Below are 16,810 nucleotides of genomic sequence, written 5' to 3' on the forward strand. Positions count from 1 at the left end.
GCGCGACAGGCAGCCCCGTGGCGGGGATCGATCCGGCCCTTCGAGACGCTTATCCTCCCGGAACCCCGACTCGACGGTATGAGCGAGGCAGACGCGGAGACGGCGGACCTGACTGAACTCGATCGCGCCGTCGTCAACGCCTTCCAGGGGGGGTTCCCCGTCGTGGAGCGTCCCTTCGAGCCGGCCGCAGCCGAACTGCGGGAGCGCGGGGTCGATGTATCGGCGACGGAACTGCTCGAACGCATCCGGGCGCTCGACGAGGCGGGCACGCTGAGCCGGTTCGGGGCGCTCGTCAACGCCGAGGAGATCGGCGGCACGGCGACGCTGGTAGCGATGCACGCCCCCGAGGATCGCTTCGAGGAAGTAGCCGAAACGGTCAACGCCCACCGGGAGGTCGCGCACAACTACGAGCGCGAACACCCGCATCTCAACATGTGGTTCGTCGTCAGCGTTGCCGACGACGAGCGGGTTCGGGACGTCCTCGACGAAATCGAGGCCGAGACCGGCCAGGAGACGTACAACCTGCCCAAACAGCAGGAGTTCCGCGTCGAGGCGAAGTTCCTCCTCGACGGGCCGATTTCCGACGGCGACGTCGACCTCTCGGGGCTCGGGCCCGACGTGACACCGACAGATCGGCAGACGCTCACACCCGACGAGCGCGACCTCGTCGTCGAGATTCAGGGTGGCCTGCCGATCACCGCGACGCCGTACGCCGACGTCGCCGCCGCGATCGACCGCGATCCCGCGTGGGTGGTCGAGACGATCAAGCGCTTCGAGCGCGAGGGGAAGATCCGCCGCGTCGGCGTCGTTCCGAACCACTACGCGCTCGGCTACACCGAAAACGGGATGACCGTCTGGGACGTCCCCGACGACCTCGTCGACGAGGTCGGTCCCGCGGTGGCGTCGCTCCCCTTTGTGACGCACTGCTACGAGCGCCCGCGCCACGAGGGCGTCTGGCCGTACAACTTCTTCGCGATGACGCACGGCCGCTCCGAGGGCGAGAGCGACCGCCGCATCGAGCAGGTGCGCGAGACGATGGCGGAGTACTGGGACGTCGGGGACGACGACTGGGACTCGCTTTTCTCGACTGCGATCCTGAAGAAGACGGGGATCCGCCTCGACGAGCGCGCCGCGGCCAACACGGAGTGACGGGGGCGATGCGAGGCCGATGATCCCACTGTATCACGACTTCACGGACGAGACGGTGCTGGTCTTCGGCGGCGGCCCCGTCGGCGCACGGAAGGCCCGCCGGTTCGCGGCGGAGGCCGACGTCGTCGTCGTCAGTCCGGCGTTCGACGACGCGGAGTTCGGGAGCGCCGAGTTGATTCGGGCGCGACCGACGCCCGAAGACGTCGTGGAGTGGATCGAGCGGGCGGCGCCGGCGCTCGTGGTGGCCGCGACCGACGACGACCGCGTGAACGAGGCAATCGCCGATGCCGCCAGCGCGCGGGATGTGCTGGTCAACCGCGCCGACAGCAGTGCGAGCGATAGCGCCGACAGCAGCGCGAGCGAGACGGATGCCGACAGCGGCGCGAGCGAGACGGCCGGCGACGGCGTCGCCGACGTGGTCGTCCCCGCAACCGTCACCGACGGCGACGTCCGCGTCGCGATATCGACGGGGGGACGGAGCCCAGCGCTCGCGAAGTATCTGCGCGAACGGATCGAAGCGGAGATCGAGGGGGCAGAGGCGATGGCGGCGCTCTCGGGTGAACTCCGCGCCGAGTTGCGAACCGCAGACCTCGATCCGTCGACGCGCCGTGATGCAATTCGGGCGGTGGTTCGCGACCCGGAGGTTTGGAAGGCTTTACGTACGGGGACGTCCAATCCCCGCCAAGAGGCGACACGCGTGATACGCAACACAACGGGGGGTGACCGATGGACGCAGGAGTGATCCGTGGGGTCCGTGTGTCGCACGAGCAAGCGAGCGTCGACGAGATCGAGACCGTCGCCGCCGCGGACGTCCGGACGTTCGTCGAATCGCTCCTCGACACCGACGGAGTCAGCGAAGCCTTCGCGCTCCAGACGTGCAACCGTGCGGAGGCCTACGTCGTCGCCGAGAGCGAGGACGCTGGACGTCGCGCGCTGGCGGAGTACGTCGCCGACGTCCGCCCCGAGGCGGTCGTCGAGATGACCCACGAGGAGAGTCTCCGGCACCTGATGCGCGTGGCCGCGGGGCTGGAATCGCTGGTGCTCGGCGAGGACCAGATCCTTGGCCAGTTCAAGCGCGCGGTCGAGACCGCACGTGGCGTCGGCGCGCTCGGCCCGACGCTGGAGACCGGGCTGACGAAGGCCGTCCACGTCGGCGAGCGCGCGCGGACCGAGACCCGGATCAACGAGGGCGCCATCTCGATCGGGTCGGCGGCCGCGCGACTCGCGTCGACCGAACTCGACCTCGACGGGGCGACCGCCTTGGTCGTCGGCGCCGGCGAGATGGGAACGCTCGCCGCGGAAGCGCTCGCGGATACCGCCGTCGACGAACTGGTGGTCGCCAACCGGACGGTCCCGCACGCAGAACACGTCGCGACCACAGTCGAGACCGACGCGCGGGCGGTTTCGCTGGACTCGCTGCGGGACGCGCTGGAGTCGGCAGACCTCGTCGTGACCGCGACGAGCCGTTCGGAGTATCTGCTCGATCCGGTCGACCTCGTCGCCGCCGGCGAGACGGTCGTCATCGATCTCGCACAGCCGCGTGACGTCCACCCCGAGGCCGCGACGGTAGCGGATGCGGTCGTCCACGATATGGACGCCTTAGAATCGGTGACCGAGGAGACGAAGGCGGCCCGCAAAGCCGCCGCCGAGGAGGTCGAGGCGATGATCGACGCGGAGTTCGAACGGCTGCTCGCGGACTACAAACGGCGGCAGGCCGACGCGGTCATCAGCACGATGTACGAATCTGCAGAGCGGATCAAATCCCGGGAGGTCGACACCGCGCTCTCCCGACTCGATTCGAAAGGCGAGTTGAACGACGAGCAGCGCGAGGTCGTCGAGTCGATGGCCGACGCGCTCGTCGGACAGTTGCTTTCGGCGCCGACCCAGAGCCTTCGGGAGGCTGCCGTCGAGGACGACTGGTCGACGATCCAGACGGCGATGGCGCTTTTCGACCCAGAGTTCGAGAACTTCTCGGCGGTGGCGGAGTCGATCACCGACTCGGACAGCATCGGCGGCCACGTCTCGGCGACCGAAGCGGAGGCCCCCGAGCGGGGCGACGAGAAGGGCGAGAACGACGGGGAGTCCCGATGCCGCGGTGATCGCGAGGACATCCCGAAACACGCTTTCGAGAGCGTCTCCGACGACTGACGTCCGTCACCGGTGCGGCTTCGCCAGGGCCGCGGTCGAGAGTCGCGGGAAATCGATCCCGCAGGTTCGAGGGACCACTCTCGCAGGTCGGCGAGGGACCGTCGCTGCGTTCCCGAACTGGGCGAAATATTATGCGGCAGGCGATCGAGTCCTGATGTATGGCCGAATTACTGTCCGACGACGAGATCCGTTCGAAACTCCCCGAGGGGTGGACGCTCGACGGCGACGAGATCACCCGAACCTACGAGTTCGGGGACTACCTGAGCGGCATCGCTTTCGTCACCCAGGCCGGCGAGGTCGCAGAAGAGGAGTTCCACCATCCGACGATGATCGTGCGCTACGAGGAGGTCGAAATCCGACTCTCCAGCCACGAGGAGGGTGGGATCACCGAGAAGGACATCCGCCTCGCGAACCTCTTCAACGCCGAATACTGATACTGTGAGGATCTGACTGACCCTCGAAGCGACCTCGATTCCCGGCGACAAGTGCGGGTGTCGAGAACCGATGCCACCCCCTGCCGAAACCCACTTACGGCGGCCCTGCGTAGATCTCCCCCCGATGTCCCCCGAGTCCCAGGACGACCCCTACGACTTCTGGCTGTTCGACCTCGACGGCACGCTCGTCGACGTCGAATGGTCGTACACCCGCGAGACCTTCGATCGGGTCGGCCAGCGACTCGGCCGGGAGTTCACCGATCGCGAGGCCGAGATTCTCTGGCACGGCCTCGGCGGCGCGCGTGACGCCCAACTCCGCGCGTGGGGATCGATCCGGACACCTTCTGGCCGGCGTTCCACGCGATCGAGGACCCGCAGGCCCGCGCAGAGGCGACGTATCTCCACGACGACGCCGCGGCGCTCGTCTCCGATCTCGTCGCCGCGGACGTCCCTGTCGGCGTCGTCACCCACTGCCAGGCGTTTCTGGCGGAACCAGTGATCGACCGGCTCGACGTCGGCGACTGGTTCGACGCGTTCGTCACCTGCACGCCCGAACTCGGCTGGAAGCCCGATCCCGCACCGGTCCAGCACGCGATCGAACGGCTCGGCTTGGACCCCGCCGATCCCGGTCGGGGGATTCTCGCTGGCGACGGCGCAAGCGACGTCGGCGCCGCGTGGAACGCCGGCCTCGACGGCATCCACGTGGAGCGGCACTCGCCGCGGCGGCGCGGGCACTGCGTCCTCGCGGATCACCGCGTCTCCTCGTTCGACGAACTGCCCCTGGGCCCAAGCGGCCACAACGTCGCTGCCGACGGCGGCAGCGTCCAGTAATCGTTCTGCCGGGATCCGGCAGCGTCCAGCAGCCATCCCACCGGAATCCCGCAGCGTCAAGTAGTCGTTCCGCTGGGACCCGCTCGAATTCAATTCTGTTCTTGCTCGTGGTCGTAGCCTGCGAGCCCCTCGAAGACGTCCGCTGCCGTCCCGAGCACCGAAGCGAACTCCTCGACCCCGGCCTTCGCCGCGCGGTCGGGGTTCGCGCGTACCCGGACTGACTCGGTCCCGACCTGGACGAACCCGAGTCCCAGTTCGACGGCCGTGGCCCGGAGCCCGAGTCCGGCATCGGCTTCGCCGCGGGCGACCGCCCGGGCGGGGCTCTCGAACCCCTTCGTTCCCACCTCGAAGCCGCGGATCGACTCCGTGAGATCGCGGCGTTCGACGTCGCGGTCGGCCGCGAGATCGTCGAGCGCCACGTCGAGACTCCGGCGGACGCCGGCGTCACCGCCGCGGTTGAGGAAGGCGAGATCGCGGTCGACCAGGTCCGAGAGCCCCTCGACGCCGTCAGGGTTGCCGTCCGGGACGACAAGCCCCCACTCGCGCGTCCAGCCGCCGAGGTCGACGCTCTCGACGTCGCGCTCGACCGGACCGGCGACGACGGCAACGTCCGGGACGCCGCCACCGAGGCGGCGCAGCCCCTCGCGACTCCCCACCGGCAGGAACCGGGGGTTTTCGAGGCGGTCCAGCAGTCGCGAGAGCGCGGGATCGTCCTCGCCGACGGCAAGCAGGGTCGGCGCGCGGACGTCGGGAGAGAACAGTTGCACCTCGACAGTCTCGCCCTGATCGAGGTACTCGGTGTCGGGATCGACCGCGACGACGCCGTCGGCCTCGACGAGGGAGGTCGTCGCGCCGGAGCCCTTGTCCACCGGATACACCAGCATCTCGTCGTCGGCATCTGTCACGAGGCCCGCCGGCATCAGTCGGAGTCGCCCCTCGCCGTAGCGCTCGCGGACGGCCATCCGCCCGCTGACGGTCGCGGTCTCCGGCTCCGGGAGCCCGGCCGCCTCGCGGATCGGGGGCGCGACGAACGTGCGGAAGATGGTGAGCGCGGAGACGGGGTAGCCCGGTAGTCCGATGTAGGCGCTCGTGCCAAGTTCGCCGACGAGCATCGGCTTGCCTGGCTTGACTGCGACGCCGTGCAGGAGCAGTTCGCCGCGCTCCTCGATGACGCGGTAGATGACGTCGACCGCCGACGCGGAGGTCGACCCCGAGGAGAGCACCAGGTCGCACTCCTCGGCGGCCGTCAGCAGGAGCCGCTCCATCTCCTCGTAGTCGTCGCCGGCGTGGGGGTAGAGTTTCGCCTCTCCGCCGGCCTCTTCGACGCCTGCGGCGATGGTGTAGCTGTTGACGTCGTAGATCTCGCCGCGCTCGCTGTGGAGTTTTTCTCCCGGTCGGACGAGTTCGTCGCCGGTGGAGACGATCCCGACCGTCGGCCGCCCGCGGACCGGGATCTCGTCGATCCCGAGCGCAGAGAGCAGCCCGATCTCCCGCGGCGTCAGTCGCGTGCCCGGACCGAGCGCGCGGGCGCCCGCCGCGACGTCCGTGCCGGCGAGCATCACGTTGTCGCCGGGGGCGACCGCGGTGCGCGCCGCGACGACATCGCTCGCACCGTTCTCCGTGTCTTTGCTCCCCGCAGAACGTGTTTCCGTCCGCTCGACCATCACGACGGCGTCAGCTCCGTCCGGCATCACCGCGCCGGTCGAGATCTCGACCGCCTCGCCGTCCCCGACCGCGACGTCGGGTTCGGCGCCCGCGTGGACGGTTCCGACAAGATTCAGTTCGACCGGGTCGGCCTCGTCGGCGCCGAAGGTGTCTCGCCCGCGGACGGCGTAACCGTCGACGCTCGCGCGGTCGAACCCCGGCACGTCGAGGTCGGCGTCGATCCGCTCGGCGAGCACGCGTCCCCGCGCGTCGGCAAGTCGGACGGTTTCCGGTTCGGGCGTGAGGTCCAGTGACGCGATGGCCTCGCGTGCGACCTCGGGAGCGACGAGGTCGCGGAACTGCTTTCGGTCACTCACGCCGACCACTCCCAGTGTTCGACCGCGACGCGTTCGCCCGCGTCGTACCCCTCACGGTCCTCGGGCACGGCAACCCAGCCGTCGGCCAGCGCCACCGAGGAGAGGACACCCGACCCGGACGCGCGAGTCGGTGTCGCGGTTGGGAGCGAGTCCTGCTCCCCGTCCTCCTGACCGCCGCCGTCGTCCCCCCGCTCTCCGTCGTCGGAGGTATCTCCCTCGTCCAGTTTGACCCGCGCGAACGTCCGGACGCCGGGCTCGCTCGGGATCTTCCGGTCGAGGCGCGCCGTCGTGGTCGGCGGCGGGTCGTCCGGGAGATGGCCGATGTGTTTCACGAGTGGTCGGAGGAACTGGACGGCGTTGACGATCGCCGCGACCGGATATCCCGGCAGCATCACGACGGGCGTCTCCTCGACGACCCCGAGAGCGACGGGGTGCCCCGGCTTGAGCGCGACGCCGTGGACCAACACCTCGCCGAGGTCGTCGACGACCTCCGGGAGGAGGTCGCGGGCGCCGACGGAGGAGCCGCCGGTTGTGACGACGATATCCTTCGTCAGATCCCGCTGGATCGCCGCCCGGAGCGCCGACTCGTCGTCGGTGACGACGTTGCGGTAGGTCGGGACGCCGCCCCAGCGCTCGACGAGTCGGGAGACGGTGAGCCCGTTCGTCTCGATCACCTCGCCCGGCGCGGGGTCGGACTGGACCAGTTCCTCGCCGGTCGGGATCACGCCGACCGTCGGGCGCTCGTACACCTGCACGCGGTCGATCCCGACCGACTTCAGGAGCCCGAGATCCGACGGGCGGAGGCGGTGACCCGGATCGAACAGCCGCTGGCCCTCGGCGACGTCCTCGCCGACCGGCGCGACGTTCTCCCCGTCGGTCACGGCGTCGAACACCTCCAGATCGTCGCCGACGCGCTCTACGTGTTCGATCATCACGACGGCGTTTGCGCCGTCCGGCAGTTCGCTTCCGGTGTGGACGCGAACCGCCCGCTCGGGGCCGACGGACGTCTCCGGAACCGAACTGGGTTCGTCGTCGGCGACGCGGAGGATGCCAGGCGAGCGATCGGAGGCGCCGAAGGTGTCCTCGGCGCGGACCGCCCACCCATCCATCGCCGCGCGCTGGTAGTCCGGGACGGCCCGCTGGGAGGTGACCGCTTCCGCGAGCGCCCGGCCGTCCGCGGGGACGAGTGAGAGTCGTTCTATGCGTTCGTGTGGCGTTGCCGCGTCGAGAACCCGGCGGCGGGCCGCGTCGATACGCGTCCGGTCTTTGAAACCGGCCGTTCGCCGATCGGGTGGTGTCTCGTCTGCGTCCGGGGAGTCCATACCGGACGGTGGCGCGCGAGTACAAAAAGAGCCGCGGCACGGCCCGCCTCGTTCATAATGATTACTCTCACTGTTTCCCGCCGAGCGCCACCCCCGTTGGCGGCGTTCGGCGGGAAGAGACGAGAGTATTCATTATCAGCGGCGCTTTCCTTTGCCGGGATCTCCCAATCCCGGGACGGATCGTCGGCCTGAAGAACAGCGCATTGTATCTCTTGTGGCCGATCTCGGACGGTTCAACCGCGGCCTTTTTCGATCCGCCGCCCGTACCGGCGTATATGTCTGCACTGCGGGATGCGCTTCAGGAACTACCGGAGTCGGTGTTCGCCGATCTACTCGAATCCGAGGAGGCGTATCTGATCGTCCTCGACCTCCCCGGCGTGACGGCCGATACTGCCGACCTCACAGTCGAACGCGGGCGACTCGTCGTCGAGGCACGGCGCGCGAAGGACGTCCCGGCGGAGTTCCACTACGTCGAGGAGGATCGACCGTTGTTCGTCGACGCCGAACTCCCGCTGCCGCCAGATGCGACCGGTGCCGGCGCGTCCGCCGAGGTCGATCGCGGCGTGTTCACCGTCCGCGTGCCGAAGCGCGGGGCCGCGCCCGATCAGACGATTCCGATCTCGTCGGCCGGCGAGGACGAGTAACCGCCGGGTGGTCACGCAAGTGAACCTCCGTGCGTACTGGCGGTTTCTGATCGTCGTCCGGCAGTTCTTCCCGCTGATCGTCGCGTACACGCGGGACCGCCGGAAGTACATCCTCTTCGGCGGCAGCCGAAGCGTCGGCACCGAGACGCAACTCGAACGGGCGGAGATCCTGCTGGAGACGCTTTTGACGCTCGGACCGACATTTATCAAGCTGGGGCAGTTGCTCTCGACCCGGCCGGACATCCTCCCGCCGGAGTACGTCGACGTGCTATCGAGCCTCCAGGACGACGTCCCGCCGGCGCCCTGGGACGAATCCCGGGTGGTCATCGAGGACGAACTCGGTCCGGTCGACGAGGCGTTCGACGACTTCGATCGCGACCCGATCAGCGGTGCGAGCCTCGGCCAGGTGTACACCGCCGAATACGAAGGCGATCCCGTCGCGGTGAAGGTCCGCCGGCCGGGGATCGAGGACCTCGTCGAGGCCGACCTCCGGGTGATCCGCTGGTCGCTGCCGATCGTCCGCCGGTTCATCGGCGAGGGACGCGCGTTCTCGCTCGAAAACCTCGCCGACGAGTTTGCGAAGACGATCCGCCAGGAGATGGACTACAGCCGCGAAAAGCGGATCCTCCAGGAGATCAAAGCGAACTTCGCGGACAACGAGCGCATCCTCATCCCGGAGCCGATCGACAACCGCTCGGGCCCGCGGGTGCTCACGATGGAGTACCTCCCGGGCACGAAGATCAACGACATCGAGACCCTGGACGGGAAAGGCATCGACCGCACGGAGCTCGCGACGACGCTCCAGCGGGTCTACCTGCAGATGATCGTCGAGGACGGCGTCTTCCACGCGGACCCGCATCCGGGGAACCTCGCGGTGAACGACGCCGGAAAGATCATTTTCTACGACTTCGGAATGTCCGGGACGGTCGATTCGTTTATCCAGAACAAGATCATCGACTTCTACCTCGCCGTCGCCAACCAGGATATCGACGCGATCCTGGACACGCTCATCGAGATGGGCACGCTCTCCCCGGACGCCGACCGGCAGGTGATGGGCGACGTGATGGAACTGGCCATCGCCGACGCCCGCGGAGAGGACATCGAACAGTACCGCGTCCAGCAGATCATAGAGCAGGTCGAGTCGACGATCTACGAGTTCCCGCTGCGGCTCCCCCGGAACCTCGCCTTGATCCTCCGGGTCGCCACCGTCGTCGAGGGCGTCTGTGTGACGCTGGATCCCGACTTCGATTTCATTTCGGTCGCGACCGACTACCTGCAGGAGGAAGGCTACTACGAGGAGACCGCGCGGCAACTGATCCAAGAGGGCGGCCAGCAGGTCCGAGAAACCTCGCGTGCCCTCTTCGAGGTCCCGCCGAAACTGAACCGCACGCTCGACCGGGTGGAGAACGGGAACCTCGCTGTCAACGTTCGGCTGGAGGACGAAAACGACGTCTTAGACCGGCTCGCACGGCGGATCGTCTACGGTCTCTTCGTCGCCGTCGGCGCGCTGTCGACGGCGATCCTCTACGCGTTCGAGGGAACGAGCGTTCTGCCGGCGGCCGTCGCCGCAGTGCTGACGCTGCCACCGCTTTTCGCACTCTACCGGTCGTTCCGGCGGAAACGCGGTATCCGGGCGAAACCGCAGTTCACCAGACAGAGTATGCGCGACCGTCGTGAGTAATCGGGCGGCTACGGCCCGATATAGGCGTCTGCGGTCCCGCTCCTGTTATCACGGTTGAATATTTGATACGTACGTTTATGCAGAGAGAGAAACGAGCGACGGGTATGACACGGTGGCGAGCCGTCGCGGCCGGGTTCGCACTCGCGGCCTGCAGTGAGACGCTCGTCTTTCTCGGTACCGGCCGCGTGACGCTCGTTGGGGGCCTGGCCGGCAGCGCGCTCGCGGGCTACCTCGCCAGCGGGCGGCTTGACGACGGAGCGTGGCACGGCCTTCTGACGGCGATGGCGTGGGGAATCGTCCTCATTCCCGGGCTGGTCGCACTCTCCGTCATCGCTGACGCGCCGCTGCCGTTCCCGATCGAGTATCTGCTGCCGCTCCTGAACACGCCCGGCGAGGCGACAGCGATGATCCTCCTCAGCGCGAGCCTCCCGAACGTCGCGGCCGGCGCCCTCGGCAGCGTCGCGCGGCGGGAGGACGACCGGACGCAGTCGGCGGACGGCGCCTCGACCCCGAGCCCTTCGGACGGCGATCCCGACGAGATCTGATCGCGGTGGTCGGCCCGTTCGGTCGCGTAGCCCGTCACACACGCGGACGGCGCGTTTCCAAACCGTTTATACCTGACACACGACAACCCGGAGGTATGCCGAAAGAGCAGAAGCAGGTCCGCGATCTGCAGGAAGGCAGCTACGTGATGATGGAGGACTCGCCGTGCAAAATCAACGCCTACAGCACCGCGAAACCCGGCAAACACGGGAGCGCGAAGGCCCGGGTCGAGGGGAAAGGGGTCTTCGACGAGAAGAAGCGCTCGCTGAGCCAGCCGGTCGACGCGAAGGTGTGGGTGCCGATCATCGAGCGCAAGCAGGGGCAGGTCGTCTCTGTGACCGACGACGACGCCCAGATTATGGACCTGGAGACCTACCAGACGTTCACGATGCGCATCCCCGAGGGCGAGGACCTCTCGCCCGACGACGAGATCGAGTACCTCGAGTACGAGGGCCAGCGGAAGATCGTCTGATCGGTGATGTTCCCTGGGGCGACCGCACGGCGCGACGACGCCGCGTACGTCGTCGTGGGCGCCCCGCTGGACCTCTCGACCTCGTTTCGGCCCGGAACCCGGTTCGGGCCCGAGCGGATCCGGCGGTTCGCCCGGCCGTTCGACGACTACGACCGGCGAACCGACCTGCGTTTCTCGGACTGTTCCGTCCACGATCACGGCGACGTCCGCGCCTGGGACGACGCGCCCGAGTACCTCGCGTGGCTGACGGGCGAACTCGGTGACATCGTCCGGGACGGCGCCGTCCCGGTGCTGTTCGGCGGGGAGCACACCGTCACCGCGGCCGGCGTCGGCGCCGTCGACCCGGACGTCTTCGTCTGTCTCGACGCGCATCTCGATCTCCGGACCGACCTCGACGGCAACGAGTACAGCCACGCCACCGTCACGCGGCGGATTCTCGACGACCTGGAGGGCGTTACGGAGAACGACACCCGGGGACCGGCGACCAACAGCGACCAAGCGGCCGAGACCGGCGGCGACACCGAGGAGGCCGCCGCGCCAGCCGGCGTCGAGGAGGCGATCATCCTCGGGGCCCGGACGGGATCACCCGAGGAGTGGGACCGCGCGGACGGCGACGACGTGACCGTCGTCGCACCCGAAGCCGTCCCCGAGTTCGATCTCGCGGGCTGTCTCGACGGCCGCACGGCGTACCTGAGCGTCGACGTCGACGCTGCCGACCCCGGGTTCGCGCCGGGGACCGGCACCCCCGAACCGTTCGGGCTCACCCCGCGTGAGCTGCGCGACGTCGTCCGGACCGTCGCCCCACACGCCGCTGGCTTCGACGTCGTCGAGGTCAACGACCGAGACGACGGACAGGCGGCGTCGCTGGCGGCGAAGCTCTGTCGGGAGTTCGTCTACACCCACGCAGCGGCAGGAGAGTGAGCGATCGGCCGCCTACTGGACGCTCTGTCGACCTTGCTTCTCGTCGATCTGGAGTTCGTACCACTCGAACTCCAGTTCGTCGTAGGGACGCCTGAACACGTCCAGCGACGCGATCTTGGCGTGGGCCGCGAAGATTCCTGCGGTTTTGGCGTTTCGTTCTTCGGGGACGGGTTCGAGAGTACCTTGTACCACGACGCTCCGCCAGTCGGTCACCGAGTTCCACTCGTGGACCGACAGCGACACCCGGTTGTCCCGCTCGATGTACGCGGCCTTCCGGCTGTCTTCTCCGAAGGAGAACTGAAAGATGCACCGGTCGTTGACGCTGTCGTAGCCGAACGACATCGGGATCGCGTACCCCCCGCGCTCGTCGCCGAACGCCAGCGTCCCGGCCCCCATCGACTCCAGGCACCGCGCGATCTCGTCGTCATCCATCGCGACGCCGTACTCTTCGAGGGACATCCTCTCTGGACGTGGGGACGGCTCCGCAATGAAACCTCTGTATAGGCGCTAGTCGGGGGACGTGTCGACAGAAAGTATCTACCCGCTGGGCGCTCGACGGTGGCGTATGCAACTCTCGACGCTCACGGAGCGACTCGACGATCGGCTCGACACCGACGCGTACGCGGACGTCGACGCCAGCGCCAACGGCCTGCAGGTCGGCCCCGAGACCGGCACTGTCGGCCGAGCGGCCGTCGCGGTCGATGCTGCCGCGGCGACGATCGAGGCGGCCGCCGACGCGGACGCGGATCTGCTCGTCACCCACCACGGCCTCGTCTGGGGCGGTCTCGACCGGGTCACCGGACGCGAGTACGACATCATCGCCGCCCTGATCGAGAGCGACATCGCGCTGTACGTCTCGCATCTCCCCTTAGACGGCCACGAGTCGCTGGGCAACGCCGCAGGACTCGCAGACTACCTCGGCCTCGACGCTCAGGAGCCGTTCGGGACGCTCGGTCCCGTCACGATCGGGCAGCGCGGACGGGCCACAGAGCCGTACACCGTCGCGGAACTCCGTTCGGAGTTGGCCGGGCTCGATACCGGCGGACGGGAACCACAGGTACTCGACTTCGGGCCCGAGACGATCGAAGACGTCGCTATCGTCACCGGATCGGGCGTCGATTGGCTCGACGAGGCGGTCGCCGCGGACGTCGACGCCCTGGTTACCGGCGAGGGGAAACAGCAGGTCTACCACGAGGCACGGGAGGCAGGAATCAACGTGTTCCTCGCCGGCCACTACGCGACGGAGACCTTCGGGGTCGAACAGCTGGGTGAGTTGCTCTCGGAGTGGGGTGTCGAGACGACGACCCTCTCTCACCCAACCGGGCTCTGACCGACCGCGACACGCCGCCAGCGGACGGGGGTCGCTCGTGGCGCTCCGAAAGCGTTCGCTTTCCACAGCGGGGGCCGGGACGCCCTCTCGATCCCACCACCGAGACGCGATAATATATCTACTGGCCGACGATTATCACGTCGGATAATCGGCGAGTCGGATTTTTACTTCGGGTCTGGCAAGGAAATCTCAGATGCCAAGATCAGACCCGTTCGAACATATTCGGTCGAGTTACGGGGCAAAACTCGGCGTGGCGCTGCTCGCGGTCGTCGCACTCGTGGTGGGGTTCGGGTTCGTCGTCCAGGAGCAGACGTCAGCGACGTTGCAGGACGAGGTCGAGACCGACCTCCGCACGTCGGCCGAGACGCGGGCCGCGGAACTCGATACGTGGCTGAGCGGTATCGAGGGGCAGATTCGGCTTCACTCCACCCGGGACGTGATCAAAAGTGGGGATACGGAGGCGATATCGGACCATCTGAGACATACAGCCGAACACGATGCGTTGCCGGAGGGAGTCGTGGCAGTCCACTACTACGATATGGAGTCGCAGACGATCGAAGCAAGCTCGATGGAGACGATGGAGGGCGTGAACCCGGGCGACGAGGGCGCGCCCTTCGCCACTGACCCGCCGACGTTCGAGACAGACGACGACACGTACGTCACGTCGCCGTTCACCGTTCAGGTCGTCAACTTCCCGGTCGTGTCGGTGATCTCGCCGGTCGAGGGGGCAGACGGAAAGGCGCTGATCTACATGATCAACCTCAAGGCACACACCCAGTCGTTTGCCGACTCCGCGGGTGTGGGCTCGACGGTCGTCGTCGACGGTGAGGGGCAAATCGTCGCGCACCCGAACGGGGAGCGTATCCTCACCGACTACCAGGGCGACGCGGGCGTGCTCTCCGAGGGCGGCTTCGCAGAGCAGGGCGACCTGCTCGTGGCCGGCGCCGGGATGCAGTCCCACGACTGGACGGTGGTCGTGCGGACGGACCGTGCGGCGGCGTTCGCGCTCGGCGATCAGATCACCTCCTCGGTGGTGGGGCTCATCCTGCTCGCGCTCGTGAGTCTCGCCTTCGTCGGCGTGGTCGTCGGGTCGAACACCATCGTCTCGCTCCGGCACCTCGCAGCACGTGCTGACGCGATGGCGAAGGGTGACCTCGACGTCGATCTCTCGACGACGCGGACCGACGAGTTCGGGACGCTGTACGGCTCCTTCGATCAGATGCGTGGAGAACTCCGGTCGCAGATCCGGGAGACCGAACGGCGGAAAGAGGAGATCGAAGAGAAGAACCGGGCGCTGGAGGCGACCGCCGCCGAGTACGGCGACGTGATGGACGCGGTCGCCGACGGCGACCTGACCCGGCGACTCGACACCGACACCGACAACGAGGCGATGAGCGACATCGCCGTCTCGTTCAACCAGATGCTCGATGCGGTCGCCGAGACGATGGCCGAGGTCAAAGCCTTCTCCGAGCACGTCGTCACCGCCGCAGAGCGGGTCGACGACGGCGCCGACGAGGTGACCGACGCCTCCGAACAGGTCACCGACGCGACGACCGAAATCTCGGCCGGCGCAGAGCAGCAGACGGAAGCGCTGCACGACGTCTCCGAGGAGGTCGACGCCCTCTCGTCGTCCGCCGAGGAAATCGCCGCGACCGTCGACGAGGTCGCGGAGGCCTCCGAACGCGCCGCCTCGATCGGCGAGGAAGGCGGTGCGTACGCCGAGCGCGCCCTCGAAGAGATGGACGCCGTCGAGCGGACCACCGCGGAGACCGCCGAGGAGGTGACCAAACTCGCCGAGGAACTCGACGCCGTCGGCGAAGTCGTCGAGGTCATCCGCGACATCGCCGAGGAGACCAACCTGCTGGCATTGAACGCGTCGATCGAGGCTGCCCGCGTCGGCAACGGGTCCGGCGGTGCCGACGGGGCCGGGTTCGCCGTCGTCGCCGACGAGGTGAAGGAACTCGCCGAGGAGACAGCGAGTTCCGCCGCCGAGATCGAAGATCGCATCGAGCGCATCCAGTCGCGCGCCGGCGAGACGACGGCGGCGATGACTGAGACCAGAGAACGGATCGAGAGCGGCGTCGAGACGGTCGAATCGGCGATCGACGCGCTCGATAGCATCGCGGACGCCGCCGAGGAGACCGACGAGTCGATTCAGGAGATCCGCGACGCGACGGCCCAGCAGGCGTCCTCGGCGACTGCCGTCGTCGATCGCGTCGACGATGTCGCGGCCATCGGCGACCAGACGGCCGACGAGGCGGCCGACGCGGCGGCCGCGGCCCAACAACAGACGAGCACGATGACGACAGTGAGCGACGCGGCCGAACAGTTGACGGCACAGGCACGCGAACTCCGGACCGTACTCGAGGACTTCCGGGTCCCCGAAGAGGCCGGCGGTGATCTGACCGGCGGCGATTTAACCGCTGGCGGGACCGTCGGTGACGGACTGGGCTCCACCGACGGCGTTGGCGACGAACTTGCCACCGGCGACGACGGCGACGACGCCGGTTTCGAGTTCGGGAGCGACACCGATTCGGACGTCGAACTGCGCGCTGACGGCGCCGACGCCCCTGAATCGTGGGACCTCGACGGCAGCGGGGAGGTGAGTGAGTATGCAGTTCGACGCGACACTGTGGCTGTGGGTCGGCCTCGCGGGGATGACTGCGGGGACGCTCCCGTCGGCCTACCGGTTCCTGATCGGATCGGAGACCCGTGATCTCACGGCCGTCCTGACGGGCATCACCGGGATCGCCTCGGTCGCGTACCTGCTGATGGCGATGGGCTACGGGTTCGTCTCCGTCGGCGGGACCGAAATCGAGATCGTCCGCTACATCGACTGGCTCCTGACGACGCCGCTGATGGTCCTGTATCTGGGCCTGTTGGCGCGGTCGGGGAAGCGGGTCCTCGGCGCGCTGATCGCCGTCGACGCGGTCGTCGTCCTGGCAGGCATCGCCGCGACTGCGACCGGCGGCGTCACACGCTTTGCGCTCTTCGGCCTGGGCGTCGTCGCCTACCTCGGCCTCGTGTGGCTGCTGATGGTGACGCTGCCGCGCCGGGCGTCGTTCGACTCCTCCCGCGTCTCGGGGACGTTCACGACCCTGCGGAACCTCACGGTCATCGTGTGGACCCTGTACCCGGTCGTATGGCTGCTCGCGCCGACCGGCACCGGCCTCCTGCTGCCGGAGACGGAGGCGCTCGTGTTGACGTACCTCGACATCGTCTCGAAGGTGGGCTTCGTCGCCGTCGCGCTCCGCGGGATGGAGGTGCTCACCGACGTCGGCGCCGACGTGAGCACGGTCGCCGACTAGCTACCG

General features: G+C 68.1%; 15 protein-coding genes and 1 pseudogene. 13 read left to right on the forward strand and 3 right to left on the reverse strand.

Going from position 1 to position 16,810, the window contains the following annotated elements:
* Window positions 1-78 precede the first annotated feature (78 nt).
* The 5 genes and pseudogenes from ahbB (at window position 79) to RJT37_RS18225 (ending at window position 4,562) form a co-directional block, all read left to right on the forward strand.
* Entirely contained in the window at window positions 79-1,149 is a 1,071-nt protein-coding gene (gene ahbB / locus RJT37_RS18205) for a siroheme decarboxylase subunit beta (RefSeq protein WP_313686712.1), read from the forward strand.
* A gap of 19 nt (window positions 1,150-1,168) precedes the next feature.
* Window positions 1,169-1,891 (forward strand): precorrin-2 dehydrogenase/sirohydrochlorin ferrochelatase family protein, encoded by a 723-nt coding sequence (locus RJT37_RS18210; protein WP_313686713.1) that lies wholly within the window; start codon window positions 1,169-1,171, stop codon window positions 1,889-1,891.
* Complete coding sequence (hemA, locus tag RJT37_RS18215; protein ID WP_313686715.1) at window positions 1,876-3,297, forward strand: glutamyl-tRNA reductase; 1,422 nt, start codon at window positions 1,876-1,878, stop codon at window positions 3,295-3,297. The genes RJT37_RS18210 and hemA overlap by 16 nt, the downstream gene beginning before the upstream one ends.
* Window positions 3,298-3,455: 158 nt before the next feature.
* The gene (locus RJT37_RS18220; RefSeq protein ID WP_313686717.1) at window positions 3,456-3,731 is read left to right on the forward strand and encodes a 4a-hydroxytetrahydrobiopterin dehydratase; all 276 of its coding nucleotides are present in this window, start codon (window positions 3,456-3,458) and stop codon (window positions 3,729-3,731) included.
* Between the two features lie 124 nt (window positions 3,732-3,855).
* Window positions 3,856-4,562: pseudogene (locus RJT37_RS18225) on the forward strand (HAD family hydrolase).
* 89 nt (window positions 4,563-4,651) lie between these two features.
* On the opposite strand, the gene RJT37_RS18230 reads toward RJT37_RS18225, so the two are convergent.
* Both RJT37_RS18230 and RJT37_RS18235 read right to left on the reverse strand, forming a co-directional pair.
* The gene (locus tag RJT37_RS18230; RefSeq protein WP_313686718.1) at window positions 4,652-6,583 is read right to left on the reverse strand and encodes a molybdopterin biosynthesis protein; all 1,932 of its coding nucleotides are present in this window, start codon (window positions 6,581-6,583) and stop codon (window positions 4,652-4,654) included.
* The gene (locus tag RJT37_RS18235; protein ID WP_313686720.1) at window positions 6,580-7,905 is read right to left on the reverse strand and encodes a molybdopterin molybdotransferase MoeA; all 1,326 of its coding nucleotides are present in this window, start codon (window positions 7,903-7,905) and stop codon (window positions 6,580-6,582) included. Before RJT37_RS18235 ends, RJT37_RS18230 begins: the two co-directional genes overlap by 4 nt.
* Window positions 7,906-8,180: 275 nt before the next feature.
* On the opposite strand from RJT37_RS18235, the gene RJT37_RS18240 reads away from it, so the two are divergent.
* The 5 genes from RJT37_RS18240 (at window position 8,181) to RJT37_RS18260 (ending at window position 12,166) form a co-directional block, all read left to right on the forward strand.
* The gene (locus tag RJT37_RS18240; protein ID WP_313686721.1) at window positions 8,181-8,549 is read left to right on the forward strand and encodes an Hsp20/alpha crystallin family protein; all 369 of its coding nucleotides are present in this window, start codon (window positions 8,181-8,183) and stop codon (window positions 8,547-8,549) included.
* A 7-nt stretch (window positions 8,550-8,556) separates the two neighbouring features.
* Entirely contained in the window at window positions 8,557-10,230 is a 1,674-nt protein-coding gene (locus tag RJT37_RS18245; RefSeq protein WP_313686723.1) for an ABC1 kinase family protein, read from the forward strand.
* 104 nt (window positions 10,231-10,334) lie between these two features.
* Window positions 10,335-10,775, forward strand: coding sequence for a DUF5518 domain-containing protein (locus RJT37_RS18250; RefSeq protein WP_313686725.1), 441 nt, complete (start codon window positions 10,335-10,337; stop codon window positions 10,773-10,775).
* Window positions 10,776-10,870: 95 nt separating this feature from the next.
* Complete coding sequence (locus RJT37_RS18255) at window positions 10,871-11,245, forward strand: translation initiation factor IF-5A (protein WP_311172452.1); 375 nt, start codon at window positions 10,871-10,873, stop codon at window positions 11,243-11,245.
* A 6-nt stretch (window positions 11,246-11,251) separates the two neighbouring features.
* Window positions 11,252-12,166 (forward strand): arginase family protein, encoded by a 915-nt coding sequence (locus RJT37_RS18260; protein WP_313686727.1) that lies wholly within the window; start codon window positions 11,252-11,254, stop codon window positions 12,164-12,166.
* Window positions 12,167-12,178: 12 nt separating this feature from the next.
* On the opposite strand, the gene RJT37_RS18265 is transcribed toward RJT37_RS18260, so the two are convergent.
* Entirely contained in the window at window positions 12,179-12,625 is a 447-nt protein-coding gene (locus tag RJT37_RS18265) for a pyridoxamine 5'-phosphate oxidase family protein (RefSeq protein ID WP_313686729.1), read from the reverse strand.
* Window positions 12,626-12,731: 106 nt separating this feature from the next.
* Here RJT37_RS18265 and RJT37_RS18270 point away from each other — a divergent pair, with 106 nt between their 5' ends.
* The 3 genes from RJT37_RS18270 (at window position 12,732) to RJT37_RS18280 (ending at window position 16,804) form a co-directional block, all read left to right on the forward strand.
* The gene (locus RJT37_RS18270; protein WP_313686731.1) at window positions 12,732-13,496 is read left to right on the forward strand and encodes a Nif3-like dinuclear metal center hexameric protein; all 765 of its coding nucleotides are present in this window, start codon (window positions 12,732-12,734) and stop codon (window positions 13,494-13,496) included.
* 193 nt (window positions 13,497-13,689) lie between these two features.
* Window positions 13,690-16,212, forward strand: coding sequence for a methyl-accepting chemotaxis protein (locus RJT37_RS18275; RefSeq protein WP_313686733.1), 2,523 nt, complete (start codon window positions 13,690-13,692; stop codon window positions 16,210-16,212).
* Entirely contained in the window at window positions 16,109-16,804 is a 696-nt protein-coding gene (locus RJT37_RS18280) for a bacteriorhodopsin (protein ID WP_313686735.1), read from the forward strand. Before RJT37_RS18275 ends, RJT37_RS18280 begins: the two co-directional genes overlap by 104 nt.
* The last annotated feature ends 6 nt before the right edge of the window (window positions 16,805-16,810 follow it).

The sequence above is a fragment of the Halobellus marinus genome (assembly GCF_032113415.1).
Lineage (GTDB): Archaea > Halobacteriota > Halobacteria > Halobacteriales > Haloferacaceae > Haloquadratum > Haloquadratum marinus.

Coding starts and splice junctions, on each gene's coding strand:
- ahbB (WP_313686712.1), top strand. CDS start 79: ATGAGCGAGGCAGACGCGGAGACGGCGGACCTGACTGAACTCGATCGC.
- RJT37_RS18210 (WP_313686713.1), top strand. CDS start 1,169: ATGATCCCACTGTATCACGACTTCACGGACGAGACGGTGCTGGTCTTC.
- hemA (WP_313686715.1), top strand. CDS start 1,876: ATGGACGCAGGAGTGATCCGTGGGGTCCGTGTGTCGCACGAGCAAGCG.
- RJT37_RS18220 (WP_313686717.1), top strand. CDS start 3,456: ATGGCCGAATTACTGTCCGACGACGAGATCCGTTCGAAACTCCCCGAG.
- RJT37_RS18235 (WP_313686720.1), bottom strand. CDS start 7,905: ATGGACTCCCCGGACGCAGACGAGACACCACCCGATCGGCGAACGGCC.
- RJT37_RS18240 (WP_313686721.1), top strand. CDS start 8,181: ATGTCTGCACTGCGGGATGCGCTTCAGGAACTACCGGAGTCGGTGTTC.
- RJT37_RS18250 (WP_313686725.1), top strand. CDS start 10,335: ATGACACGGTGGCGAGCCGTCGCGGCCGGGTTCGCACTCGCGGCCTGC.
- RJT37_RS18255 (WP_311172452.1), top strand. CDS start 10,871: ATGCCGAAAGAGCAGAAGCAGGTCCGCGATCTGCAGGAAGGCAGCTAC.
- RJT37_RS18260 (WP_313686727.1), top strand. CDS start 11,252: ATGTTCCCTGGGGCGACCGCACGGCGCGACGACGCCGCGTACGTCGTC.
- RJT37_RS18265 (WP_313686729.1), bottom strand. CDS start 12,625: ATGTCCCTCGAAGAGTACGGCGTCGCGATGGATGACGACGAGATCGCG.
- RJT37_RS18270 (WP_313686731.1), top strand. CDS start 12,732: ATGCAACTCTCGACGCTCACGGAGCGACTCGACGATCGGCTCGACACC.
- RJT37_RS18275 (WP_313686733.1), top strand. CDS start 13,690: ATGCCAAGATCAGACCCGTTCGAACATATTCGGTCGAGTTACGGGGCA.
- RJT37_RS18280 (WP_313686735.1), top strand. CDS start 16,109: ATGCAGTTCGACGCGACACTGTGGCTGTGGGTCGGCCTCGCGGGGATG.